At 46.6% G+C, this 25,136-nt stretch carries 23 protein-coding genes and 1 pseudogene; 17 read left to right on the top strand and 7 right to left on the bottom strand.

The genetic code is table 11. From position 1 onward, the window contains the following. Positions 1–119 precede the first annotated feature (119 nt). The 9 genes from QUB26_RS06120 (at position 120) to QUB26_RS06080 (ending at position 9,771) form a co-directional block, all read left to right on the top strand. On the top strand, positions 120–362 hold the full coding sequence (locus tag QUB26_RS06120) for a hypothetical protein (protein WP_333317126.1): 243 nt from the start codon (positions 120–122) through the stop codon (positions 360–362). Positions 363–440: 78 nt separating this feature from the next. Beyond that, positions 441–1,079 carry a DUF4291 domain-containing protein gene (locus QUB26_RS06115; RefSeq protein ID WP_333245215.1) on the top strand — a complete coding sequence of 213 codons (639 nt, stop codon included), beginning with the start codon at positions 441–443 and terminating at the stop codon, positions 1,077–1,079. A 10-nt stretch (positions 1,080–1,089) separates the two neighbouring features. After that, positions 1,090–2,223: a glycosyltransferase gene (locus QUB26_RS06110; protein WP_333317125.1), complete on the top strand. Its 1,134-nt coding sequence runs from the start codon at positions 1,090–1,092 to the stop codon at positions 2,221–2,223. A gap of 340 nt (positions 2,224–2,563) precedes the next feature. After that, positions 2,564–2,791, top strand: coding sequence for a hypothetical protein (locus QUB26_RS06105; RefSeq protein ID WP_333302840.1), 228 nt, complete (start codon positions 2,564–2,566; stop codon positions 2,789–2,791). A gap of 14 nt (positions 2,792–2,805) precedes the next feature. Further along, positions 2,806–5,466 carry a GAF domain-containing protein gene (locus tag QUB26_RS06100; RefSeq protein WP_333317122.1) on the top strand — a complete coding sequence of 887 codons (2,661 nt, stop codon included), beginning with the start codon at positions 2,806–2,808 and terminating at the stop codon, positions 5,464–5,466. A gap of 151 nt (positions 5,467–5,617) precedes the next feature. Then, on the top strand, positions 5,618–6,760 hold the full coding sequence (locus QUB26_RS06095; protein WP_333245208.1) for a hybrid sensor histidine kinase/response regulator: 1,143 nt from the start codon (positions 5,618–5,620) through the stop codon (positions 6,758–6,760). A 150-nt stretch (positions 6,761–6,910) separates the two neighbouring features. After that, positions 6,911–7,741 carry a GUN4 domain-containing protein gene (locus tag QUB26_RS06090; protein WP_333317120.1) on the top strand — a complete coding sequence of 277 codons (831 nt, stop codon included), beginning with the start codon at positions 6,911–6,913 and terminating at the stop codon, positions 7,739–7,741. Positions 7,742–8,460: 719 nt separating this feature from the next. Beyond that, complete coding sequence (locus QUB26_RS06085) at positions 8,461–9,051, top strand: YdcF family protein (RefSeq protein ID WP_333057390.1); 591 nt, start codon at positions 8,461–8,463, stop codon at positions 9,049–9,051. Between the two features lie 180 nt (positions 9,052–9,231). Continuing rightward, on the top strand, positions 9,232–9,771 hold the full coding sequence (locus QUB26_RS06080; protein ID WP_333317118.1) for a GAF domain-containing protein: 540 nt from the start codon (positions 9,232–9,234) through the stop codon (positions 9,769–9,771). 109 nt (positions 9,772–9,880) lie between these two features. Here QUB26_RS06080 and QUB26_RS06075 read toward each other — a convergent pair whose 3' ends face one another. The 6 genes from QUB26_RS06075 to plsX form a co-directional block, all read right to left on the bottom strand. Next, a complete protein-coding gene (locus QUB26_RS06075; protein WP_333245199.1) occupies positions 9,881–10,519 on the bottom strand; it encodes a lysophospholipid acyltransferase family protein in 639 nt (212 codons plus the stop codon). A gap of 203 nt (positions 10,520–10,722) precedes the next feature. Then, the gene (locus QUB26_RS06070) at positions 10,723–11,664 is read right to left on the bottom strand and encodes a phosphate ABC transporter substrate-binding protein (protein WP_333317115.1); all 942 of its coding nucleotides are present in this window, start codon (positions 11,662–11,664) and stop codon (positions 10,723–10,725) included. Positions 11,665–11,905: 241 nt separating this feature from the next. Beyond that, positions 11,906–12,490 (bottom strand): hypothetical protein, encoded by a 585-nt coding sequence (locus tag QUB26_RS06065; protein WP_333317113.1) that lies wholly within the window; start codon positions 12,488–12,490, stop codon positions 11,906–11,908. A 270-nt stretch (positions 12,491–12,760) separates the two neighbouring features. Beyond that, positions 12,761–13,642, bottom strand: a complete 882-nt coding sequence (gene fabD / locus QUB26_RS06060) for an ACP S-malonyltransferase (RefSeq protein ID WP_333177985.1) — start codon at positions 13,640–13,642, stop codon at positions 12,761–12,763. Between the two features lie 497 nt (positions 13,643–14,139). Next, the gene (locus QUB26_RS06055) at positions 14,140–15,141 is read right to left on the bottom strand and encodes a beta-ketoacyl-ACP synthase III (RefSeq protein WP_333317111.1); all 1,002 of its coding nucleotides are present in this window, start codon (positions 15,139–15,141) and stop codon (positions 14,140–14,142) included. A gap of 164 nt (positions 15,142–15,305) precedes the next feature. Continuing rightward, entirely contained in the window at positions 15,306–16,355 is a 1,050-nt protein-coding gene (gene plsX / locus QUB26_RS06050; protein ID WP_333246817.1) for a phosphate acyltransferase PlsX, read from the bottom strand. A 713-nt stretch (positions 16,356–17,068) separates the two neighbouring features. Between plsX and QUB26_RS06045 the strand changes: the two genes are divergently transcribed. From QUB26_RS06045 to QUB26_RS06010, 8 genes and pseudogenes are all read left to right on the top strand, one after another. Then, positions 17,069–18,403, top strand: coding sequence for a D-alanyl-D-alanine carboxypeptidase (locus tag QUB26_RS06045; protein ID WP_333317109.1), 1,335 nt, complete (start codon positions 17,069–17,071; stop codon positions 18,401–18,403). A gap of 81 nt (positions 18,404–18,484) precedes the next feature. After that, a complete protein-coding gene (rpsP, locus tag QUB26_RS06040; RefSeq protein WP_006633724.1) occupies positions 18,485–18,769 on the top strand; it encodes a 30S ribosomal protein S16 in 285 nt (94 codons plus the stop codon). Continuing rightward, positions 18,741–19,244, top strand: coding sequence for a KH domain-containing protein (locus QUB26_RS06035; RefSeq protein WP_333057401.1), 504 nt, complete (start codon positions 18,741–18,743; stop codon positions 19,242–19,244). Before rpsP ends, QUB26_RS06035 begins: the two co-directional genes overlap by 29 nt. Before the next feature lie 374 nt (positions 19,245–19,618). Beyond that, entirely contained in the window at positions 19,619–20,572 is a 954-nt protein-coding gene (locus tag QUB26_RS06030) for a PhoH family protein (protein WP_333246821.1), read from the top strand. A 158-nt stretch (positions 20,573–20,730) separates the two neighbouring features. Continuing rightward, a complete protein-coding gene (locus tag QUB26_RS06025; protein WP_333057403.1) occupies positions 20,731–21,135 on the top strand; it encodes a ChuX/HutX family heme-like substrate-binding protein in 405 nt (134 codons plus the stop codon). A 254-nt stretch (positions 21,136–21,389) separates the two neighbouring features. Next, positions 21,390–22,166 carry a DUF6816 family protein gene (locus tag QUB26_RS06020; protein WP_333246823.1) on the top strand — a complete coding sequence of 259 codons (777 nt, stop codon included), beginning with the start codon at positions 21,390–21,392 and terminating at the stop codon, positions 22,164–22,166. 24 nt (positions 22,167–22,190) lie between these two features. Next, a pseudogene (locus QUB26_RS06015) lies at positions 22,191–22,381 on the top strand (photosystem II q(b) protein); the annotation flags it as partial. Positions 22,382–22,611: 230 nt separating this feature from the next. Beyond that, positions 22,612–23,190 (top strand): Uma2 family endonuclease, encoded by a 579-nt coding sequence (locus QUB26_RS06010; RefSeq protein ID WP_333246425.1) that lies wholly within the window; start codon positions 22,612–22,614, stop codon positions 23,188–23,190. A gap of 60 nt (positions 23,191–23,250) precedes the next feature. Here the strand turns inward: QUB26_RS06010 and QUB26_RS06005 are convergent, their stop codons facing one another. Continuing rightward, a complete protein-coding gene (locus tag QUB26_RS06005) occupies positions 23,251–24,633 on the bottom strand; it encodes an ATP-binding protein (RefSeq protein ID WP_333246423.1) in 1,383 nt (460 codons plus the stop codon). Positions 24,634–25,136: the final 503 nt, after the last annotated feature.

Raw genomic sequence — 25,136 nt, 5'->3', positions numbered from 1 at the left:
GGAGTTTGCTGTATATTACGATAATCTATCTTTTTTATCTCTTTCTCTGTGTCCTCTGTGTCCTCTGCGGTTAATTAAAAAATTCCATTAGGTTTTTACTGCTGGCTTTTTGGGAATAAATGCTGTCTGTAGAAATTCGCACGATTATTCTGTTGCTTTTTGTTGTTCTGCCGGGATTTTCAGCGAGTGCAGTTCGTTCTTATTATTTAATACCGGAATGGGCGGCACTAACGGCGAGTAATCAAAATTACCGCCGAGTTAGCGAATCACCGGCTGCTGGGGAAAGGGAAATATTAATTGCTAAAACTGCACAGGAAATTCACAGAATTAATTGCTTTGCCGAAGGTGTGGGATTGCTTTGAGGTGGGATAATTGGATCGAGCGGAATTCACGGAATTTGTATGTTGCCCCCAGAAAAATCTCGATCGTAATTAGTGGCAATGAATCTGCGAACCGAACCATACTTAAACCAGGCAAGTAAATGGCCGAAAACAGGTCGTCACATTCTGGCACAATTTGACGAAAATACCGTTGTAGTGTACCAAGCTTACCGTCCGGCGATCGGTCTTTTTGCAGCGGAACAAGGTTATTTCGGTGGGGAATTTAGTCTGAATCGCATGAGTTGGATTAAGCCCAATTTTCTATGGATGATGTATCGATCGGAATGGGGAACAAAACCCGGACAAGAAGTAATTCTGGCTATTTGGCTGAAGCGATCGGCTTTTGATGAAATTTTAGCATCCGCTGTCTATTCTAAGTTCGTTCCAGCCGTGTATGGCAGCGAAAAATTATGGCAACAAGCTGTTAAAAATTCGGCTGTACGGCTGCAATGGGACCCGGATTATCACCCAAGTGGAGCAAAACTGGAACGGCGGGCAATTCAACTGGGTTTGCGCGGCAGTGTTTTAGCCAGTTACGCGCGAGAATGGATTGTTAACATCGAGGATATTTCAGAATTCGTGCAGCAACAGCATCAATATAAAGGAGGCTATAGCTCGCAATTACTTACCCCCTGCGAGACATTGTATCCTGTTACCGACCCTGACATCTCCCAGAAACTACGATTATCGGTTTCCTAAACAATTTACTATGAAAATTGCTCTGTTCACTGAAACATTTCTGCCAAAAATAGATGGCATTGTGACGCGCCTGATTCACACTGTAGATCACTTGCAGCGCGCGGGCGAACAAGTTCTGATATTTTCTCCAGATTACGGGATTAAAGAATACAAAGGCGCCCGAGTTTACGGTGTGGAGGGCTTGCCTTTGCCGATGTACCCGGAATTGAAAATGGCACTTCCTTCTCCGGCTGTCGGTCGCCAATTAGAGCAGTTTAAACCGGATATTATTCATGTTGTCAATCCCGCTATTTTGGGATTGGGCGGTATATATTACGGGAAAAAGTTCAACATTCCAATTTTGGCTTCTTACCACACGCATTTGCCGAAATATTTGCACCATTACGGTTTTGGAGTCCTCGAACCTTTATTGTGGGAATTGCTCAAAGGTGCTCACAACCAAGCAGAACTGAATTTGTGTACTTCTACAGCAATGGTGGAAGAATTGAGAACCCACGGCATTGAGCGAGTAGATTTGTGGCAGCGGGGCGTAGATACTGAAATGTTTGTCCCGGAATTGGCAAGTCGAGAAATGCGATCGCGCCTTTCTCAAAATAACCCAGACAGTCCCCTGCTGCTGTACGTCGGCCGCCTCGGTGCAGAAAAAGAAATCGAACGCATCAAACCAGTCCTCGCAGCAATTCCCGACGCCCGCCTCGCCTTAGTGGGAGACGGCCCGCATCGGCAAACCCTTGAACAATATTTTGCCGGTACACCCACCAATTTTGTCGGCTACCTCAAGGGGCAAGAACTCGCAAGAGCTTACGCATCTGCCGACGCCTTCATTTTTCCCTCCCGCACCGAAACCCTGGGCTTAGTGCTCCTAGAAGCAATGGCTGCGGGGACGCCTGTAGTGGCGGCGCGCAGCGGCGGAATTCCCGATATCGTCACCGACGGTGTTAACGGATATTTATTTGACCCAGCCGACGAAGAAGGAGCTCTGGCTGCCACCAAGCGTCTGTTTGCGAATCCCGAAGAACGGGAAACCCTGCGCCATAACGCTCGCCGAGAAGCTGAACGCTGGGGTTGGGCCGCCGCCGCCGCACAACTCCAGCGGTACTATCAATCAGTGGTGTTTGCCCAGTCCATGCCCAGAGCGGCCTAAATGTCAGGATCTGTAGCACCTTTAAACATCACCGTCAGCTTAGCTTCGCTGTTCGATCGTCAGTTGGTATTGAATAGGGATGTTTTCAAAGACCGATCAAACTTTTTTGCTGCATAAATTACCGTCGCTATCCTGCTGTTGCGTTTACCATTAAACTATGAGTAAGCTCTGTAGGAATGCCTTGCGCGCTGCTTTCATAGCGCCCTTTACCTGACCGGATACGGTCGCCGAGTGCGCTAAAACAGTAACACCGCGCGCTGGGGCCGAGCACAGAACGTCAAATCTACATTGCACTGTCGATCGAACTAAAGCCTGTCACCTAATTTTCAGGCCTTCTGTTTTGCGAACTCCAGTTCAGCTTGAATTGACGAACCCTCATCAGTATCGAGGTTGGAAAAAAGATCGATCGAGCATACATAACAAGCAAACTGAAGTTGCGTGCGCCACTTTTGAACTCACGATTCATCAAAGCGACAAGCGAGTGCCGATGCGCTTGCAAACAAATTCAAGAGTTTGCACCGCCGCCGAATCTCGCGCAGATCGACCTGCGGTCAGTCTACCCCTCTGAGCAAGCAGTTAATCATGACATTCTCCAATACTGGTAGCGTTCTGGCTACACTGACTCAAGTCAATTTTATGGGGGCATTGACCTCCCGTGTTAAGAGCCTGCCAGTTCCTGAATTAGTGTGCCTGCTGGACTTTATCACGGCTGAATTTCAGCAATTTATCCGGGCGATGGACCTGATTAACAATGAAGCACTCGAAAGTCTCTTAGAGCAACTTTTAGATGCCTTCACTGTGAAAATTGGTCAAATTTTGCAAGCAGACCGGACAACAATTTTTTTGGTTGACTCCAACAAAAATCAACTGTGGCACAAAACAGTCGATCCACTTACGGGCGAAGATGTAGAAGTGCGCTTGCCGATGGATGCAGGCATTTTAGGCTACGTAGCAACAACCGGAAAATCGATCAATGTCGCCGAAGCTCGATCGCACGAGTATTTTAATACCGAAGTAGACGAACCACCGGGCTACCACATCGAGACCATCCTCTGTATGCCGATTTTTAGCAGCAAGAGCCAACATGAACCCGTAGCGGTGGTCAGACTGTTAAATAAAGCTGGCGATGCCCCCTTTAGCGAGGAAGACGAACAGCAGTTCCAGGCTTTTGCAGATTCGATCGGGATTATTCTCGAAAGCTGTCAGTCTTTCTACGTCGTCGCCCGCAACCAGCGAGGGGTTGCCGCACTGTTGAGAGCCACCACTACTTTGGGTCAAAGTCTTGACTTGGAAACAACTTTGCGCTCTGTCATGGATCAAGCTCGCGACTTGATGCAGGCCGATCGCAGCACGCTATTTTTGTTAAATCGGGAAACCAACGAACTTTGGACAAAAGTCGCCAAGGCTGACGGCAAAACGATGGTTGATCTCCGCATTCCTGCTAATAAGGGAATTGCTGGCTACGTGGCTTCGACCGGTCAACCTCTAAATATTACAGAGGCTTACGACGATCCCCGCTTTGACCCCTCTACAGACGGGCAAACGGGATACCGCACTCGGACTGTCTTGTGTATGCCGGTGCATAACGCTAAAGGTGAGCTGATCGGGGTGACTCAGCTAATTAATAAGAACCAAGGTAGTTTCACCCCTTCCGACGAAGAGTTTTTGCGAGCGTTTAATTCCCAAGCGGGAATGGCGCTGCAAAATTCTCAACTGTTTCAAAACGTGATGGTGGAAAAGCAGTATCAAAAAGATATGCTGCAAAGTCTTTCAGATGCAGTAATTTCCACCGATTTACAGGGGCGAGTTGTAACTATCAACGAAGCAGCCCTAGAATTGTTGGGCTGTCCGGTAAATCAAGCTAAAAGCAAACACAATCCCCAGATCTGGGAAGATAAACTGGTGAATCGCTATGTTTGGGAAGTTGTGCCGATCGAAAATTTGCAATTTCGACTCGAAGACAGTCTCAACCATGCTGCCAGACATTACGTTCCCGAACAAAGTTTAACGGTGGGACTGTTGGTAGAAAAAACGCTAAATTCCCAACAAAAAGAAGAAGAAGAACAAGAAGAAAGTTATATTTTGGCCGTGCCCGATCGCACTGACCCTAATTTATATTACGCTTGGGGCGAAAACAGCGCGTGGACTGAGGAAGTAGCGCTGGCAGAATTAGCTAATGCCCAATCTCTATTTGCGCTGCGAAATTCTGCCCTGTATCACCCTTATTGTCCGCTGCCCATCCCCGCCTCTCGAATTAAACTAATTGAACGTAGTTTGAATTTGACTGTCAACCCGCTGATCAATCCAGAGGGCGGCGTGCGCGGCGGTTTAGTGGTACTCGAAGACATCAGCCACGAAAAGCGGATGAAAAATACGATGTACCGCTACCTGACTCCTGGAGTCGTAGATAAAGTGATGGCCTTGGGTGAAGGCGCCCTGATGGTGGGCGAACGCAAAGAAGTGACTATTTTATTTTCCGACATTCGTGGCTACACCACGCTGACCGAAAATTTGGGAGCCTCCGATGTGGTATCCCTGCTGAACCAATATTTTGAGACGATGGTGGAGGCCGTTTTCCACTACGAAGGCACTTTAGACAAGTTTATCGGCGATGCTTTAATGGCCGTGTTCGGCGCGCCCCTGCCGCTGAATCCCCCGGAAAGCCACGGTTGGATGGCGGTGCAGTCGGCTTTAGATATGCGCCGGCGTTTGAAAGAGTTTAATGATTCTCGCCCCGGCGAAGATCCATTTCGCTTCGGAATTGGAATTAGTTCCGGAGAGGTGGTTTCGGGAAATATTGGTTCCCAAAAGCGCATGGATTACACGGTAATTGGGGATGCGGTGAATTTGAGTTCGCGATTGGAACAGCTTACAAAGGAGTACGGATGCGATATAATTTTGAGCGAATTTACATACAGTTTGTGTCGAGAAGGAATTTGGGTGCGAGAGTTAGACAAGGTGCGAGTTAAGGGCAAAAATCAGCCAGTGGGTATTTACGAGTTGCTGCAAAATAGTTCTGAACCCATGGATGGGGAAACCCTTCGGTTTTTGGAACTTTATAGTAACGGTAGGGATGCTTATATTGCTAGAAATTTTCAGAAAGCTATTAGTTATTTTGAAGCGGCTTTAGCAATGCGACCCAGCGATCGACCTGTGGAAGTTCACCTCGACCGATCCCTGAGCTATTTGGAAGTACCCCCGCCCGATGATTGGGACGGTGTGCATACGATGACAACTAAGTAGTAGATTATATTACATCCGACTGATAAAAAGTAAAAAGATTTGATAAAGTTGTGAGATATTCCTTATGACAGAGTTAACAAGTGTAAAAATGTGAAATCATAGGTTGGATACCATATTAAAGTTGAAAAAATATTTCCAGGCTAGCAATTAAATGAGTTATTTATCTGTTCCCAATGCCACAAAAGCCGATCGGATTCTGGTTGTAGATGACGCACCAGATAATGTTTTGTTGGTGCAGACAATCCTGGAAGAAGAAGGTTACGAAATTAGCACGGCAGAAAACGGCTTTTCGGCCTTGAGTCAAATTGACAAGTCACCCCCGGATTTGGTACTGCTAGACGTGATGATGCCGGGAATGGATGGTTACGAAGTCACTAAACGAATCCGAGAAAATAAGGAATTGCCCTTTATGCCGATTTTGCTGATCACTGCTCACGACAGTGCCAGCGTAGTGCAGGGATTGGACATGGGAGCAGACGATTTCATCCGCAAACCAGTGGAAATGGATGAACTGCTGGCGAGGGTTCGATCGCTCCTGCGGCTAAAACACAGCGTAGACGAGCGCAATTCGATCGCCCTCCAGCGCGAAGATTTTGTCTCCCGACTCGCTCACGACTTGCGAACACCCCTGGTAGCAGCCGATCGAATGCTAACTTTAATGCAGCAGGGAGCTTTGGGAGAAATTTCCCTTCCCATGCGCGAGGCTTTCGGGACGATGGTTCGCAGCAACAAAAACCTGATCGCGATGGTAAATATGTTGCTGGAAGTATATCGCTACGAAGCAGGCCGCAAATCCCTAAGTTTCGCGGCCGTGGACTTGCGCCAGCTTATTACTGAGGTAGCTGAAGAACTAGCTCCCCTAGCGGATGCTAAAGGTTTGTCGGTAAATTTAGACTTGACAGAAAGTGCAGAAAGTGCACCGATTGCGAAGTATCCGGGCGATCGTCTGGAGCTACACCGTTTGCTGACAAATTTAATCGGAAATGCAATTAAATTCACCGACAACGGCTCAATAGATGTCAGCTTAAAAGCTGCTAATTCCCCTGCTTATACTAGCTTCAAAAACCAACCGCTGGCATGGGTAATTATAGACATCAAAGACACCGGTGCCGGCATTTCTCCCACCGAACAAGCAAAGTTATTTGAAAGGTTTAGCTCGGGAACTCATAAGAAGTCCAGTACAGGTTTGGGACTACACCTCTGCCGCCAAATAGTCGAAGCTCACCGCGGGACGATCGAGGTAAAATCAGAGTTGGGCCAAGGCAGTTTGTTTACTATTCGCTTGCCTTGTTAGAGCGGTATAATTAACTCTAAGTTTGGGGTGCGAAAAGCGAACATTAGTACAGATAAACTGTAATTGTAGGTTGCAAAGTGTGTACCTAATCGAATTATGGTTAATTTACCAGATGTCATATAATTACTTGGCAACCGAATTGATGGCAATATGTCTAACTGTCCAGTGTGCGGTGCTGAATACATAGAAGAAAAAGCAGAGTTTTGCTCGATTTGCGGCTGGGATTTGACTCCCTACCCGCAACGTGCTAAGCCTTCCAAAACTTATTTAAAAAAAGAACAAGTTAGATTGCAGTGGGCCAAACAAATGTGGGAATTGGCCCGCAATCAACAAAATTGGTTAGCTAAATTTGATGAGTTGCAGGGGGAAGTGCAGCAAGGTGCGATCGCCCGCACATACATTCAATCTCAGTTAGAAGGGGTTCTGTACCGCCTCGAGCAACTAAACCCCGAATTGATTGTCAGCACTCTACTGCGACTAGAAGACAAAATCGGCGCCATACCTGACTCAACTGCGGCTATCTCGGAAGTGGGGATGGACTACCGCCAACTGACAAAGCTATTAGAAACTGGAAAATGGCGCAAAGCTGATGAACACACTTGGGAAATCTTGCTGCAAATCGCTGTCAGAGAAGACGAAGGCTGGCTGAGTGCAGCCGATATTGACAGTTTTCCTCCTACAGACCTTCGCACGATCGACCAACTTTGGCAACAATACAGCAGCGGGCGGTTCGGGTTGAGCGTGCAGCAGCAGATTTGGGAAAGTACCGGGGCAAATTATACTGAATTTTGCGATCGAGTCGGCTGGCGAGTCAAGGAAAATTGGAAATATTACAGTGAGCTCTCCTTCAACGAAGATGCTCCCCCCGGACATCTCCCCGTCACCGCATGGAGACAGCGCGCCTGTTACGGTGCTGGTAAACTCACCGCAGCAGAAAACTTGGCCCGCATCGCTGCGAAACTCGCAACTGGCGATCGCTAATCATCCAAAATAAAAAATTCAAAATCGACATTAACTGCTATAATCAAAACGGTTTAGCAACTGGGGCTGTGGCTCAGATGGATAGAGCAAGCGCCTCCTGAAGAATCGGGCACCCTGCGAGGAAACTCTAGGAGTGAATGTGGTCAAATTTGGTGAAACCTAAAGAGTTTATGGGTTCCTATGACTCTAAGGCAATACCAAGCCAAGCCTGAGTTCAGGGCGATTAAACAATCGCCTATATGGAAATCAGGAAGGTTTAGAGACTAGACGGTCACCACCTAAAAGCTGCAAGCATATGGTGAAGGTATAGTCCAGAGAGTGGGGAAACTCACACAAATCTGAAGCGCTAGGTCGCCGGTTCGAACCCGGCCAGTCCCGTTAAAAATCAAGAAAAATTAACAGCAGGAGGGGAAAGCTTAAGTTTTGCCCCTCTTTTTTGCATATCCGCTAAGGAATTGGCTCCCAGATTTTATACCAACCGCCAAGGCGATTGGTATAAAATCTGAAAGCTAAAATCTAAAATCCCCCATTGAAGCCGCACCACAAGCGTAGAGTCAATCTAAAATCTAAAATCTAAAATCTAAAATCTAAAATCTAAAATCCTATGATCCGCCGACCCTTTTTTAATTTTTAATTTTTAATTCCTGTTAGTGGGCTATAGGTGCGGTATTTTTTGTTATGGTTCCTTTGTCAGTTACATAAAATTTTTATAGGTTTAGATGTGGTTAAGAATCAATTCAAACACGCAGCGTTACAAGCGTTTGAACACTTCACGCAGTTTTTGGTTCCTAGTAGGACTTTTGATGGCGTGTTGGTTGGGCTATCAGCAGGTTAAGAGCGAATTTCAGAGACCCCAAGCTTTGTTAGTTCTAGGTGGGGCTACTGAGCGAGAGGTGTTTGCCGCCAAATTTGCTCAGGATCACCCTGAATTGCCAATTTGGGTGTCGTCTGGGAGCAATCCTGAGTTCGCGGAATGGGTATTTTCAGAAGCGGGAATTGAGTCCGATCGCCTGCACTTAGACTACAGAGCGGTGGATACGGTAACAAATTTTACCACCCTGGTAGATGAATTGAAAGCTAGAGGGATTGAGAGCGTGTATCTGATCACTTCTGACGATCATATGCGGCGAGCTCAGATTATCGGCGAAATCGTACTCGGTAGTCGAGGCATTACCTTTAAGCCTGTGGCAGTTCCGTCTGGGCGAACCCCCGAACCGATGCAAAAAGCTGTTCGCGACGGCGCTAGGGCTATTCTTTGGCTGACAACCGGTTATACGGGTGCTAACTTCAGCCCAGCCAGAATGGAATAAACAAAGGAAAGCATTGAGCAAGTTTTAAATTTTTTCCATTCCCTCTGGTTTTAAAACTTGTCTCCTCTAGCGATTTAACGAAACGCGAAGACACTGATGACAAATGCGTAAAAGAAGAGAAGAGAAGAGAAGAGAAGGAGTAGTTTAAAATTAATAGATGAAATTCAAAAGCTAAAGTTAATGACCGAGCAAATTCTGCCGCAAGTTCTGGATAAAATTTTGAGTGACAGCAAAACGCCGGATGCTGTTTTTTCGGCTTTGGTGCCGGCTTTAGGCGAGGTGTTAAATTGCGATCGGGTCTTTCTCTACCTCCGCAATCCTGAAACGCAAAGAGGCAGAGTACCTTACTGCTGGCGTCGCAACTCGAACTTTCCAGAGATTGGCGACGCGGAATGGAAAAAAGAACCCGAATCTTTAGGGGAAGAAGACCCTTTGTTTGCAGCAGCTTTGCGAACTGAACCGTCGATTTTTGTTGAGGATGTTGAAACAGCGAATCCTGAAGTTGTCAACAAAGATTTTGAAGCCAAAGAGTTCGGACATCGAGCTTTGATCCACGCTCACCTTTGTGCTGACGGCTTATTGTGGGGGGTTTTGCAGCCTTGTATGTTCGATCGCCCCAGAGTTTGGACTGACTTCGATCGCCAAGTTATCGCAACAGTTACAGAAAAAATTTCCCCTTTAGCTGTCGCTTATGTCAGAGGCATCGTACAATCGCAATAAAATAGGTTTGTAACGAGGATTCTTCGTTCTCACTACAAACCTGTAACGATGTTTTTTATCTATCAAACCAGCTTTCTTCGTAAGTTATACAAAACATCCTCCAAGCAAATCAGCGCCCCAAATCGTGCATCGCATTGATCTCGATCGCACATCTTTGAGTCAACGCTTGCAACTCCTCGCGATCCGAGGAACCGGGCGCTTCAATTAGCTTGCCAATTCGCACCGTCAGCGGCACCGGACGCGGCATTCCCGAACCTTTCGACGAAATCGCGTGAGTTCCCCACAAACTAACAGGTAAGAGCGGCGCTTTTGCCTTAGCAGCTATCAGCGCCGCACCTAATTTCGGTTCAGTAATTCTGCCGTCTGGCGTGCGAGTTCCCTGCAAAAATACACCCGTCGCCCAGCCATTTTCCAAAGAGTTGATCGCCGATCGAATTGCACTGCGATCGGCACTTTCCCGCTTGACTGGATAAGCACCGTAAAGCGTAATTGCCTGCTTCAAAATAGGAACTTTAAATAACTCTTCCTTTGCCATAAATGCGACCGGTCGCCTCATGCAATTAGACAAAATCGGCGGGTCAAAATCGCTGGCGTGATTGCTGACTACCACCAGCGGCCCTTCTGTCGGAACATTTTCTGCACCGTAGATGCGGCCCCGAAAGTACAGGTGCAGCATCGGGCTGACAATTGACCATTTGAATAAATAGTAGAGAAGTAAACTTTCGACTGGTTCGCGACTTTTGCTCACAGAAAACCTTAGATTTTAAATTACATCGAATATTAGCCTATCAGATCGAGTCCGTTTGAGATTATTCGGCGGTTTAAACCGCTTCTTGCCAAACGAAGTCCGCCTGCGCGGACTGAAGAATATAGTCCGCGCAGGCGGACTTTGCTTGTGTAGCGCCAGAATTTATTCTGGCGAATTCCTGAATGTCAAAACTTTGCAAAGGCTCAATTTCCAGCCAGCATGGCTTTTTGTCCTTCCGAAGAAATTGCGTAGCCCAAGAAATCCTTAACTGCTTGGCTGGGAGGATTTTTGTAGGCGTAGTACAACGGCCGCTTGTAAGGATAGTTACCCGCATCCGGCGTCGCACCGTTGACGGGAACAACGCGCACTGTTCTCTGATTGGCTACTTGAGCGAAAGTCGCATAGCCAATACCGTTATTGCCTAAAGCTTGCAGCAGAGGAGTTGTTGCATCTCGATCGAGCGTACTAATATTTGCCGTCGTACCAAACTCGCCACCTCCGAGCACTTGTTCTTTAAACGTTTGGTGAGTGCCACTAACTGCCGGTCTGTTAATTACTTTAATCGGGCCTGCCGGGCCGCCGACTTTCGACCAGTCTTGAGTATTTCCCTTGAAAATATCTTGAACTTGAGCCGAGGTTAAACCTCCTTTGAAGGGGTTGTTCACGCCGACTACAAGGGCGATCGTATCTAGAGCAACAGGCACCGCTGCCAAACCCTGACCTTGTTCTTGAGCCGTCAAAGGCTGCGATACCGCAGCAATATCGGCTGTTCCTGCGAGCAAATCTTGAATTCCCTTTGCAGAACCGTTAGCTTTGGAATCAACTCTAGTGCCAGGAAACTTCGCTTGAAAGCCATTCTTAAGGTTGAGGTTGATTGTCACCATACTGGTAGAACCTTGAATCCTGACAGTCGTGCCCGCAGGTACGGAAGCTGGAAGTGCAAAGGAACTAGCTGCAACAGGCGAAGCACCGCCGACTACTGGCGCGACGGGAAGTGGGACGACATCGCCTGCGGGTGTGGGAGTGGGGGGATTGTTACTAACATCTTGCGACGCTGGTTTGTTGAGAAAAAAGAACCAGCCACCACCGGCTAGCAAGAGAAATAACAGGATAAAAACTATGGGGGGAGGCCCGCTCTTAGCCATAAAATTGTCCTTAGCTGGGAAGTTCTTTGTTGTTGGAGTCGTCTAACATTTGTAGCCTGCGATTAACTTCATCGTCTAAGGTCATATTTTCTAATTCTGCCTGAAGTCTTTCTTGGGGGTTCTCAGATATTTCTGCTAAAGCTTGCTGTTTGAGGTTGCGGCCGTGGACGGCGTTTTTGGCTTGCTCAAATTGCGATCGAGCTGAATCGATACTGAGGTCGTTGTTGACTTTGGATATGGCTCAGAGGGCTTCGTTAATCTCGGCCATATCTTTCATATTTTGCATATCGGTTTTGTAAGCTTCCAGCTTCATCCGTTCTCGATTTAGCTTGTCTTTGGAAGCGTTGACGTATTGTTCGGCTTGTTTTACTTGGGATTCTAATTGCGGCAGAATTTGTTCTGTCTGAATTACCTTCGCCATTGCCAAGCGGGCTGCTTCTTCGTTGCCGTTGCGCTGGGCTGTGATGGCTTGGCGCTCTACGGTTTGCATTTCCCTAACTTTTTCTTCATATTTCGTTTTGGCGCGCTGGTAGGCTGCAACTTGGGTGGAGACTGCTGCTGCTAGCTTTTGCACGGATTCTTGCATCGATCGCAGCGACTCTTCGGCTACCGCCACCGCCACCGGGCCGCCGGATTCTACGGGCAGTCCCCACATCCAATTCCAGGCACCAACTATGGTTCTGCCTGCCTTGTCGCCCATCAACCAGTAAAGGACTTTTTTCATAATAAGTACCAGATAAGGAATGAGAATTAAATAACTTCCACTCTTGAAAGTGGGATGGGCGTCCCGCCCGTCATGAGTGGACGGGCGGGACGCCCATCCCACAATAACAATTAAAATTGTAAGTTATTTAATTCGCGCTCCTAAGCTTGGTTTTTATGCCTAGTGTATATCAGGATTTGTCGATCGCCCCGTCAGGTCGATCGATTTCTAGATTTTTGATTAATATTTTCTAACTGTCTGGATCGTCTATCCCCAATTTGCACAACAGCCAATATTCGGAGTTGCCTGTTGTGCGATTCATTTTTGGGCAATCTTAGAGCCTGTTAACTCTGAATTTTACAGCCTGCGATTTGATCACAGGTTAAAAATAGATTAAGCTGGTAAATCTGCAAAACTGCTAACATTTACCAGCGCTAAATCGGGACAAGTCCGTTTGATCAAACCTGTGAGAACTTTGCCGGGGCCAATTTCCACTACTCGATCGATTCCTTGTTGGGGCAATTGCATGGAAATTTCTCGCCAGCGCACGCCTTTGGTCATCTGCTGAGTCAACCGTTGCTTTAAAGTGGCTGCGCTGGTAGTGGCTGACGGTTCTGCGTTCGAGAGCACTAGCATTTTAGCATCGGAAAACCTGGCAGACTTTAAGGCTAGTTGAAATTCGGCTGCCACCCCGGCCATCAGGGGAGAGTGAAATGCACCGGAAACATTCAATTTAACGGCGCGTTTGACTTTGATTTTGGCAAGCAAATCTTCTACTGCTGCGGGCGTTCCAGAAATCACGACTTGTGCTTCGCTGTTGTCGTTTGCCAGCACTACGTCTCGGCTGTATTGAATTTGCAGTTCTAGTTCCTGCCTGTCGAACCCGATCAAAGCCACCATTTGACCGCCGGAGGCAGTGTCCATGAGTTCGGCGCGGCGTTTGACTAAGCGCAATCCGGTTTCAAAGTCAAAGACGCCTGCTGCGTAGAGGGCAACGTATTCTCCTAAACTGTGACCGGCAACTACCGCTGGTCGATCGCTTTTTTCTCGCACTAAGTCGGCCAAAATACTTTCTACTACGAACAAGCAAGGCTGAGTGTAGAGCGTCCGAGATAGTTTTGCTTCTTCTTTTTGGCAAACTTCCGGGACAGACCAGCCTAAAATTTCTTTAGCGAGCTCAAATTTGGCTTTGGCTGTTGGCAAGTTTAATAAGTCTGCACCCATCCCGATCGCCTGGGAACCTTGTCCGGGAAATACCCATGCTGTTTTAGTCATTTTTCCGGTAATCTGCTAATTGGTGGTTGCTAATTGGTGATTGCAAAAATTCTTTCTTTCCCGCTTCTAACTTCGCTCGCTGGTATCCGCTATCTTTCGGTTAACGAACTATCTACTCGCGACTCACAACTATAACATATAATTGCGATTTTAACCAGGTTTATATTTTTTTTGCTACTTTAATTTAATTAATAGCCGTAACAAAATTTTTAACCTTCAAGCCGGGGAAAGTCGATCGAAGAATAGAGGATTTTCAATCTCAGGGCGGGCTTGTCAAGAACTCCTGTCCCGAGGGAGTACGGCTGCGCCCCTTGCCCTATGTATGGCTTGTTAAAGGATTTGTATTATGCAACGGTCGCACTCCCCACAATCATTAGCCAAAGTTTAAAGCCGCCAAACATTATACCAGTTCCCAAAAAGAATGAAACTGCTTTACCAGCTCCAAACCCATAGTTCCTCAGTAATTCCCAATCTAAAATCTAAAATCGAAAATGGTATTACCTTCCCCATTTAAAAATCGCAGCCCCCCAAGTCAAACCTGCACCGAAACCAGCAGCAGCAATAGTATCGCCCGCTTTAACTTTACCCAGACGCACGGCTTCGTCTAAGGCAAGGGGAATTGAAGCCGCGGAGGTATTGCCGTAATTTGCCAAATTGCTGATTACTTTTTCGGGGGGAATCTTTAGCCTTTGGGCAACTGCATCGAGAATCCGCTGATTGGCTTGGTGCAACAACAGCCAGTCAATTTCCGCAGCGCTGACATTTGCCCGAAACATAGCTTTTTCTATGACTTCCGGCACTTTTCTCACGGCAAAGCGATAGATTTCTTGACCATTCATTGTGATGGGTTCAAATCCGCCAACTGCGACGCTGACGCCCTCAATTAATTCTTTTGACTCGGCTTTGTAAGCCAAATTGAGAGACGAATTTTGTGTGCCGTCGCTGCGAATTTCAAATCCCAAAAAGTGATCGACTTCTGAAACTTGCAATACCACCGCACCTGCACCGTCTCCAAAAAGAATGCAAGTACCTCGATCCGACCAATTTACCCAGCGAGATAAAATATCTGCTCCGATCAGCAAAACATTTTGATACACCCCTGTCCGAATGAACTGCGAGGCTGTAACTAAACCAAAAACAAAGCCGGAACAAGCTGCTGTCAAATCAAAAGCCACAGCTTTTGTCGCGCCCAACTGATATTGAATTTTACTCGCAGTGCCAAACAAATCGTCAGGACTCGAAGTCGCCAAAATAATTAAATCGATATCTGTCGGCGAAATTTCTGCCATGGCGATCGCCTTTTGAGATGCCTCTGTGGCTAAATCGCACAAAGAAGTGCGATCGTCCGCCAGCCTGCGGGAGCGAATACCCGTCCGCGCGCCAATCCACTCGTCATTCGTTTCTACTATCTGACTCAAACCGTTATTATCCAGCGAAACCTGCGGTGTACAAGAACCGCTACCCGTGACGGCAATGCCGTACCCTGATTGCTGCAACATTCCTCTCCATTTACTCGCTGTTCGATAGAGAAATTAAAAATTAAAAACTACCAATTAAAATTATTTTTTAAACTGCTGAAATTACTTTTTTTTAAGCAAAACAGTTGGTTTAAGCTGACATTTTTAATTTTACATTTTTAATTTTTAATTCCTACTTACTGCCTCTAGTTCACAGCTTCTTGTTCCAGAGCGCTTTGGTTATTGGACGATCGAATTCGCTCCAGCACTTGGTTGTCAACAGCCTCCTTCGCCAAACGAATGGCATTGAAAATTGAAGCAGCTTGAGACGAACCGTGGCTGATAATGCAAACTCCAGCAACGCCCAACAGCAAACCGCCGCCGTGTTCAACGTGGTCTACCCGCTGCTTGAATCCTTGCAAGCTTTTTTGCAGCATAGGGTCGTTAATTTGATGTTGGAGTCCTTTGACCAACTCTTCCTTAAGCACTTGGACTACGACTTCGCCCACCGCTTCGGCAAACTTCAACAACACGTTGCCGACAAACCCGTCGCAGACAATCACGTCGAACTTCCCAGACAGCACGTCGCGGCCTTCGGCATTGCCCACAAAAGGAATGTTCGGGTTGTCCACCAATAACTGGTGAGTTCGCACGGCTGCGTCGTTGCCTTTAGAAGGTTCTTCGCCAATGTTGAGCAGGCCGATTTTAGGTTCGGCGACACCCAGCACACACTGGCTGTAAATAGTTCCCATAAGAGCGAACTGCTCCAAAAATTTGGGGCGGCAGTCCACATTAGCGCCAACATCGAGAATGAGTACAGAGCTGCCCGGTATCATTGTCGGCAAAACCGCACCGATCGCAGGGCGATCGATTCCGGGGAGCCGACCCAACCTGAGCAGGGCAGCAGCCATTGCCGCGCCGGAGTGACCGGCGGACACCACAGCATCAGCTTGCTGCTGCTTTACCAAGTTCATCGCTACGTTAATCGAAGCGTTGGGCTTGCGTTTGAGGGCACTCAAAGGTTCTTCGTGCATTTCCACCGTTCCTTCAGAAGGAACGATTTCTAGCTGACCTGTACAGACGCGGCCGATCGCGTCTTGTTGCCGGAGCGAGTCTTCTATTTGCTGTGGGTCGCCCACAAGCAAAATCTCTACGCCTAATTCTTCTTGTGCCTTAAGCGCTCCAGCTACAACTTCGGCGGGGGCATGATCCCCACCCATAGCGTCTATTGCAATTCTTGCGCGTGTCGATCCCATTGACCAATGTTTGAGAAACACTAAAAATTCTACCAGGAATTGAACCTCCCCACGTCTAAAGCCGGGGGATTCTTGCCCACCAATCAAGGCGACAACGGGACATTCAAGTATCCCTCTACTCACTCAAACAGCTTAAAGCTGAGATTGCGTATACTTTCTGAGGCCTTCGTATGTTTAAGTTTGAACGCTCCATACCCTGCCATTATTTGCCCTTTAACTATTCCAAATCTAGTTGGATCTGTCCGTTGCTGGGATTGCTCCATACTAGGGTACTTCAATGCGCTCTTATGTTATTCCTACTCACTTTTCGCTTGTGCTGATTATACACGGCGGTTGAAACCGCTACCGACTTATCCCCATGTCGGTAGCCCGGGGCTTGCGTCTCGTCTTTCGGTCAGGATCTTGAATCCACAAGTCTGAATAAAGAACTAAAATCCGCTCGCTAGGGCGATCGGACAATTCTTATTTCCGACTACTCTGATAGAACTTGTTTTGTCACTACTTTACTATTTTTGACGGCATCTTGAAAAAATCAATGAAATAGTTTACATGACCGCAAGCACTTTAGTCCGGAAACCCCGGATTCATCCGTGGAGCGAAAAAAAAGCTCCCCATCCTCATCACTTGCCCCCGGATTTATCAGTGGGAGCGCTTTCTTCAATTCTTTAATCTCAAATCTAAAATCTAATATCGATTGACTTTAGGAGTAAAAAATGCTGGATTTATTTAGCTCAGGGATGATGTCTCTGTGGCTGGACATGGCTGGAGTAGGCAGTGCCGCGCCTAATGCTGCGTCAGTGCTGGCTTGGCGGGGAGGGATACCCGGGTTAGTGGTGGCCGAAGATTTGGCTTTTGGGCGAATAAATGCGGCAAATCCCGACTTGCCAGCAGAAGCGACAGTGCGGGAATATTTAAAAGAGTTGAAAGACAAGAACTTGATTGAGGGCAATCAGGGAATTTGGGTGCAAGCGGGAATGATGCCGCTGGTAAGTCAGCAGGGCAAGACGCTGATGCCTGGGGCTTCGCTGACTAAGATTGCGACTTCTCTAGCGTCGCTGGAAACTTGGGGCGCGGATTATCAGTTTGAAACGCGGTTCCGGGGAACGGGGCCGATTAGGAATGGTGTATTGCAGGGGGATTTGGTGGTCAGCGGCGGGGGCGATCCGCTGTTTGTGTGGGAGGAGGCGATCGCCGTGGGCAATGCTCTCAATCAAATGGGTATCAATCGTGTGGCGGGGAATTTGGTGGTGACAGGCAATTTCCGCATGAATTATCAGTCCGATCCTTTGGTGGCGGGGGAGATACTGCGGCAAGCTCTTGAGGGTAGTAATTGGCCTGCGGACGTGGTGGCAATGTATTCTAAGATGGCTCCGGGAACTAGAAAGCCGCAAGTAACGGTTGCCGGCAGCGTCATTGCTGAGAAATTTATGACTTCGGGGCGTTTGCTGCTGAAGCGCCGATCGCTCCCTTTAGCCGAAATTCTCAAGCAGATGAACGTCCACAGCGACAATGAAATGGCTCAGATGCTGACCGACGATTTGGGCGGGGCAAAAATAGTGCAGCAGCAAGCGACTTGGGCCGCGGGGGTGCCGGAGGAGGAACTTCAATTAGTTAATGGTTCGGGATTGGGAGTGGAAAATCAGATGTCTCCGAGGGCGGCTTGTGGGATGATGCAGGCGATCGCGCGCAACCTTCAGACGACTGGGCTGACAGTTGCTGACTTGTTTCCGGTGTCCGGGCGCGATAAAGGAACTTTGGAATACCGACACATTCCGCGATCGGCTGTGGTGAAAACTGGTACTTTGGACACGGTGATTGCTTTGGCGGGAGCCATACCCACGCGCGATCGGGGTTTAGTTTGGTTTGCAATTATTAATCGCGGCACCGATTGGGACTCTTTGAGAGAGCAGCAAGATATATTTTTGCAAAAATTGGTGCAGCAGTGGGGAACTGCATCGATTTTGCCAGTAGCAATTACACCGCACATTGACGGCGCCAGACCTGCCTTGGGGGCAGCAAATCGTAGCGATATTTTGGTCGGAGGTTAAGAAATAGGGGTTGAGTTGGGGTTCGGGGAAGGAGCACTGACAAAATAGCTTAGAATTGGAACAAGACTATTGTGCAAGAAGATGATCAAACTGCGATTGAAGAGATACGGGAAAAAACGCGAGACCAGCTACCGAATTGTAGCGATGAACAGTTCTACTCGCCGCGACGGCCGTCCCCTAGAAGAGCTCGGCTATTACAACCCCAGAAATAACGAAACCCGGCTGGATGTTCCAGCGATTGTCAAGCGCCTGCAAGAAGGCGCTCAGCCAACTGACACCGTGCGTGACATCTTGAGAAAAGCCCATGTATTTGAACAAGTCGGAGCCGGAGCTAACGTTGAATCCAGCACAGCAACAGTCAGCTAGTCCCAACTATGCTGGACTGGTTAAGTTTTTAATTGGGCCTTTTTTAGAGACCCCCGGCTCTTTGCGGGTTGATTGCGAACTGCACCCGCGCCAATCGCGGGTCTGGGTTAGGCTGGCTTTTGAAGATCCCGACAAAGGCCGGGTTTACGGTAGGGGCGGACGCAATATTCAGGCGATTAGAACTACGCTCGAAGCGGTGGCGCAGACGGCTGGTCAGTCCCTCTACTTAGATATATACGATGGCGAAGCGGGCGATCGTGGATCTGGCCCGCCCAGGGGCGATCGGGATCGCCCGGATCGGGATCGCCCGGATCGGGATCGCCCAGATCGTGGCTCGCGCGAGCCGCGAGGCGACTTCCGACCCCGGACGCCGCCTCCGTCGCCGAGTCCCTTGGCTAGCAGAACTCCGAGAGAACAACCTCGCCGTACTAACACACCTACGTTTAGAACGAGCAGAAATACTCCCGGTTATTAACTAACTGCAGAACCCAGAAAGAATTTTAGATTTTAGATTGCCTGTTGTAGAGTTTGTATTACAAGCCCCGTTTGGTTTGAAATTGCCGGTTTTGCGATCGGAAACAAATGTAAAATTTTAAATTTCAAATGTCAGCGGCATCAGGTTCATCTAAAATCTAAAATTTCACATCTAAAATCTAAAATTGCCTGACTTAATAGAAGGGAGATTTGATTTGTGCCTCAAGCACCAAACTCATTTGGGAGCTAAATCTAAAAGACGCTTTAGATACTAGGTAAAGCCTAGTAACGGGCGTCTTTTTGTTTGCAAATAGTGACTGGTTGAACGTTTAGTTGTTAACTTTTAATTGCTTATTTGGAGGAGATTATGTTGGCATGAATGAAAAACTAACAATAGAGTTACCGAGCACCCAAAGTGCAATGTCGCTGGCCGGTAATCAAGAAGAAAACCTGAAAATGATCTCTAAGCAAACCGGTGCTACCCTGGTAATGCGAGGGCAAGAACTGCTGATTTCGGGCACAAAAACTCAAGTAGAATTGTGTCATAAATTAGTGCGATCGCTCTCCGACTATTGGAAATCCGGCAAAAATATTACCGGAGTTGAAATCCAGACGGCGCGCCAAGCTTTGGATACCAACCGCCAAGGCGATTTACAAGACTTGCAGCGAGATGTTCTCGCCAGAACCCGCCGCGGCGAAGAAATTAGAGCCAAAACCTTCAAGCAGCGGCAATACGTCCAAGCAGTACGCACGCACGACCTGACATTTTGCATTGGCCCCGCTGGTACTGGCAAAACATTTCTAGCTGCTATTTTCGCCGTGCAAGCGCTTTTGAGCAAGCAGTACGAACGGCTGATTTTAACAAGACCAGCCGTGGAAGCTGGCGAAAAATTAGGGTTTTTGCCGGGAGATTTGCAGCAAAAAGTCGATCCATATTTGCGCCCGCTTTACGACGCCCTGCAAGAAATGATCGACCCTGAAAAAATGGCCGATTTAATGGAAAGAGGCTTGATCGAAGTAGCTCCTTTAGCTTATATGCGGGGGCGCACTCTCAGCAATGCTTTCGTAATTTTGGACGAAGCTCAAAATACGACGCCGGCTCAGATGAAAATGGTGTTGACTCGTCTGGGCTTTCGATCGAGAATGGTAGTAACAGGGGATATCACTCAAACAGATTTGCCGCCAAACCAACAGTCGGGATTGTCAGTCGCCCAAAACATTCTACGCAACGTTGAGGGCATTGCTTTCTGCGAATTCTCTCAGGCGGATGTGGTGCGACATCCTCTAGTGCAGCGGATAGTCGCTGCTTACGAACTGCACGAAACATAGTCATTAGTCAGTAGTCAGTAGTCAGTAGTCATTGGTCATTAGTCATTAGTCAGTTGTTGTTGGTTGTTAGTTATTGTTATTTTTCATTACCAATAATCAATGCCCAAGGCTCTTCGGCCCAATGCCCAATTCCCAATACCCAATTCCCAAATTAAATTATGCCTAATCTGAAAGAATTCTTGGAAGCTTGCGAACAATTGGGCACGCTGCGTTTAATCGTGACTAGCAGCGCGGCTGTGCTGGAAGTGCGCGGTTCAATTCACAAGCTGTTTTATGCGGAGTTGCCGAAGGGAAAGTATGCCAATATGCACGCCGAAATATTTGAGTTTCACCTAAATATGGACAAAATCAAACAGGTGAAGTTTGAAACGGGTGAGGCGAAAAGAGGCAATTTCACTACTTATGCAATTCGTTTTCTGGACGAACAAAATGAGGCTGCTTTGAGCGCGTTTTTGCAGTGGGGAAAGCCGGGGGAATACGAACCCGGACAGGTGGAAAACTGGCACGAATTGAAGGAAAAATACGGGGAGGTTTGGGAACCTGCACCTGTTGAGGCGCTTTAAAAAATCGGCTTTTCCACCTTTGAATTGCATATTGGGGGCGGGTAGGATGCCCAACCCCTACTCCCCACAAGCAGAACTTTTATTTTTGTGCAACAGGCATCTTGCGTGTTTATGAAAATGGTATAAAATATGATGTTTAAGTCGTTTGTTGTCTAATTTTTGAATTAATGAACCGCAGAGGGCGCAGAGAACGCAGAGAAGAGATAAAGAAGAGAAAGAGAGACAGAAAATTAGTTGTTTGAATGTAATTGGGTATGAAGGTAATTTGGGGTTTTTGTCTGGTTTTGCTGGTGTTGCTGTGGGGTGGCGGTGCGAGGGCGGGGGTTTTGGGCGATCGCATATCAAGTTTTCCGAATTGGGAAAGCAAGCCTCCTATCGCTGTAGCTAAGGGAGATTTGGTATATCCCGACTGGATGGCGGGGAATTGGAATGTTGCTAGCACTTTGGTAGATTTAGCCGCTCCTTTAGCGCCAAATATTGTCACGCCTGGGTTTGAAAGCAACCGCCAGTATTTGCAGCAGCCGATATTATTTAAAGTGCGATTTCAACCTGAAAAAAATCTTGGGTTAATTTCTAATTATACACTTAAAAAGGCTCAAAAGATTGTAGCCGATCGCACTTTTAACGGTTTGAATATTGCTAAGGCTTATTTAGGCGATCGTGGCGTAGTTTCGGTGAAAGTCGATCCGACGAATCCCAACCGCCAAATTACTGTTTTGAAAGGGGAACGCCAACTAATTTCGATTGTTACCAGTCGGGGAACTGAGACGCCGAATCCTCGCGAGTTTGTGTCTACAGAGATTTCTCAGCAGATTTTTCGGGGAGAGTCTGATATTTATTTAAACGAGGTGGAAACAACAACGGCTTATCGAGTTGTTGGAGGCGGGAAAAATGGCGATTCTGCGAGTAAAAGAATTGAGGCGGATCAGGTGACAGCGATTTATTTGTCGCCGCAAGACCCGGATTATTTTGCGGCTGGGGGGCATCCTGTGGCTTTGTATCGATATCGGTTGGAGTTGGTGCGGGCATAATTAAGCTGTCATCTCGATCGACCTAGCAACTTCAACTTCAACCAATCGATTATCGACTCTCAAGGTCGTGCGATCAATACTTGGGCTGATGTGATTAACCGCACTAACTTGGGTATGTAAGTGATGCACGAGCGCAATGCTCACAACTTCCCGCTTGATTTGGCTGCTGGTGAAACCACCCAGTAGCAATGGTTGCTCCTTCTATCAATGGCTAAGTTTTAGCTTTTGATTGACATGCAAGCGCTCCTAGAAATAAAGGCGCTTTTTTTTGGGGAAAAATATTTTTGGTAACAATCAGACTCGGCGGTTGAAATCGTTACTACACAAGCGAATTCCGCCTTCGCGGGCTAAAGAATAGAATATTACAGCCGGATTTAGTATGACGATAGACTGCAAGTTTTTGAAGTCGTATATTATGGAAGAGCGATCGTAAAAGGTAAGTCAGATGGTTGTCGCAATTTCTAAAGCAAGATTGGGTACAGGTGCGGCTTTCCTGTCAAACGTGACATGGGAGACTCTGGAAAAATTGGATGCTGATTTGGCGGACACTGGGGCGCGTTTAACTTATTTGGATGGGTGTTTAGAAATTATGGCTCCTTTATCTGAAGAACATGAAGAACCTAAAAAAACTTTAGGTCAACTTTTAGAAAGTTATATGCGGACGAAAGACATTCGTTTTTATGCGCGTGGTAGTACAACCATCGGGATGAAGGAGTTGGGTGCACGGAAGGAACCAGATGAGTCTTATTGTTTGGGTACGCGCAAGTCAGTTCCAGATTTGGCGATCGAAATAACAGTGACGAGTGGTGGAATTGATACGCTGGAAATCTATCGTCGGGTGGGTGTGCAGGAGGTTTGGTTTTGGGAGGATGGGGTAATTTCGGTTCATTGTTTGCGTCCAACGGGATATGAGTTGGTGAGTAAGAGTGAACTGTTGCCGGATTTGGATTTGCGATCGATCGAGTTTTATTCGCGGATGGCAGACCAATATGATGCGGTGAATGCTTTTATGCGATCGATGTAAAATAGAAAAGAGTAATTCTCTGGTTTAATTGCTTTGCGATCGGGTGAAATTACCCATAGGTTATATAATATTTAACTTGCAATGAATGTATGATTTGAATACGGGATTGAGAAAAAACATCGATCGCCCTCCGACTAACACTTTTTCCACTAAGCCGCGTCGGGCTAAGGATTGTATGGCTTGCCAAAATTCTGATTGGGATAATTCACTATCAGCAGGTTGTCGCGAAATATCTACAGCTTCATTTTGACTGGCTAACCAGTATAACGCCTTTTTTTCTGAGTCTGATAAACGCTCTAGGTGAGATTCTAAAAGGGGTTCTAAGTCACCTAAAAATAAATCTGCTGTTCCATCTGCTAAAAATAGGGAAACGCTACCGTTAAATAATTCCAAAATTGTAGCAGCGATGATATTTAGCCAGGAAGGATGTCCTTGATAAATGCCGATCAAGTCTGACCATTTTTCCTCATCTCCTAATTCTTTTTCTCTGAGAATTTCTGCCGCTTGTTCTCCTAACCCTTTGAGGTTTAAGGTTTGCGTCGAGAGGTTTACTGCTTCTAAAGCAGTAATTTCTCTGGGTTTTTCCCAACTGAGGAGGATTAAACAACTTTGATGAGAGGATGTGGCAATTTGTTTGAAAAATTTGCCATAATCTTCATAGCCTGCTAAATATTGACCTGCTAATTGACTGCTTTTAAAAATATTTTGTACGTCATCAAGGATTACTAAACAGCGAGAAGATCGAAAATAATCGATGATTGTGGGTAATGGGGGTTGTTGCGATCGCCCAAAAAATTGCTTGAGTTCGGTTTGGACGGTTGAAAGTGTGGGTGTGTTAGTGAGACTTAACCAAATAATATAATCAAATTCGGTTTGAACTTGTTCGATCAGTTTGAGGGCGATCGCGCTTTTGCCAATTCCGCTTAAGCCGTAGATGGTGATTAAGCGGGTGTGGACTTGCAAAATCCATTGTTTGAGGGTGGAGAGTTCTGAGGTGCGATCGTAAAAGTAAGGGAGTTCGGGTGCGTCTGTTAAATCGATTATGGGCGATCGGGCTTGATTTTGGGGAGAATCTGGGGGATTGGGCGATCGGGTTTGTGTATCTTTGATAGTTTGTATAAATTCACCGCAAATATTAACATTATCAATTTGTAAACAATCTCCCCTATGGGCAACTTGAGAAACACGATATTTTTTCTCTAACTTGGAACGAAAGTTAAATTTATTAAGATCTTCTCCTAATTCCTCACGCAACTTTTCCCATAACTTAGCCGCTTCTTTTTTAACGTGAGATTCACTACAATTAAACTCTTTAGCTATTTGAGGATATTTCTGTCTTTGCCAAACACCCGTCACTATTGCTTCCTCTAGGGGTGTAAGATGTTCTCCTGTTTTATCAAAAATCGAATTATTCGCCCATTGTACAACATCTTCAACATTCATGGGTCAGCGTTGAGTGAGGTTGAGTGTACTATATCCTACTAAATCCTACTTTGTCAACTGAATTATACCAACTTCTACTAAATTGGTTAAGGATAGTTAGAAAACTTGGGTGCTAAATCCGACCGTTTTAAGTTGTTAAATATTAATATCACCCAATATAATTAGGGAAACAAAACAATCAAATTTGGAATTCTGGAGAGAATTAGCTTTGAAAAACTTCCTAGATAGCTGTCTAACTCTATTTGGTATTTTAATACTATTTTTAGTTTCTTTAGCTATTCCCGGCATGATCCAAATTTACTTATCTATAGTAGTTTTAGCTGTCTGTGGATTTATGATATTTAGTGTAATTTGGTTTTTTCTTATGATAGGTTTGATATGTGGCCTAATTTATTCTTTCTTAACGGGTGAATTAATTAAGACATATGAGGATTAAACTAGATTTTCTCAAATCCAGTTTAATTATGAACTGTATGAGGTGTTAGGTAAATACAACAAAATAC

The organism is Microcoleus sp. B4-C1 (genome assembly GCF_036705285.1).
In the GTDB taxonomy this organism is placed as follows: domain Bacteria; phylum Cyanobacteriota; class Cyanobacteriia; order Cyanobacteriales; family Microcoleaceae; genus Microcoleus.
The sequence above is the reverse complement of the archived record's forward strand: the minus strand, read 5'-3'. Positions and strand labels throughout refer to the sequence as shown.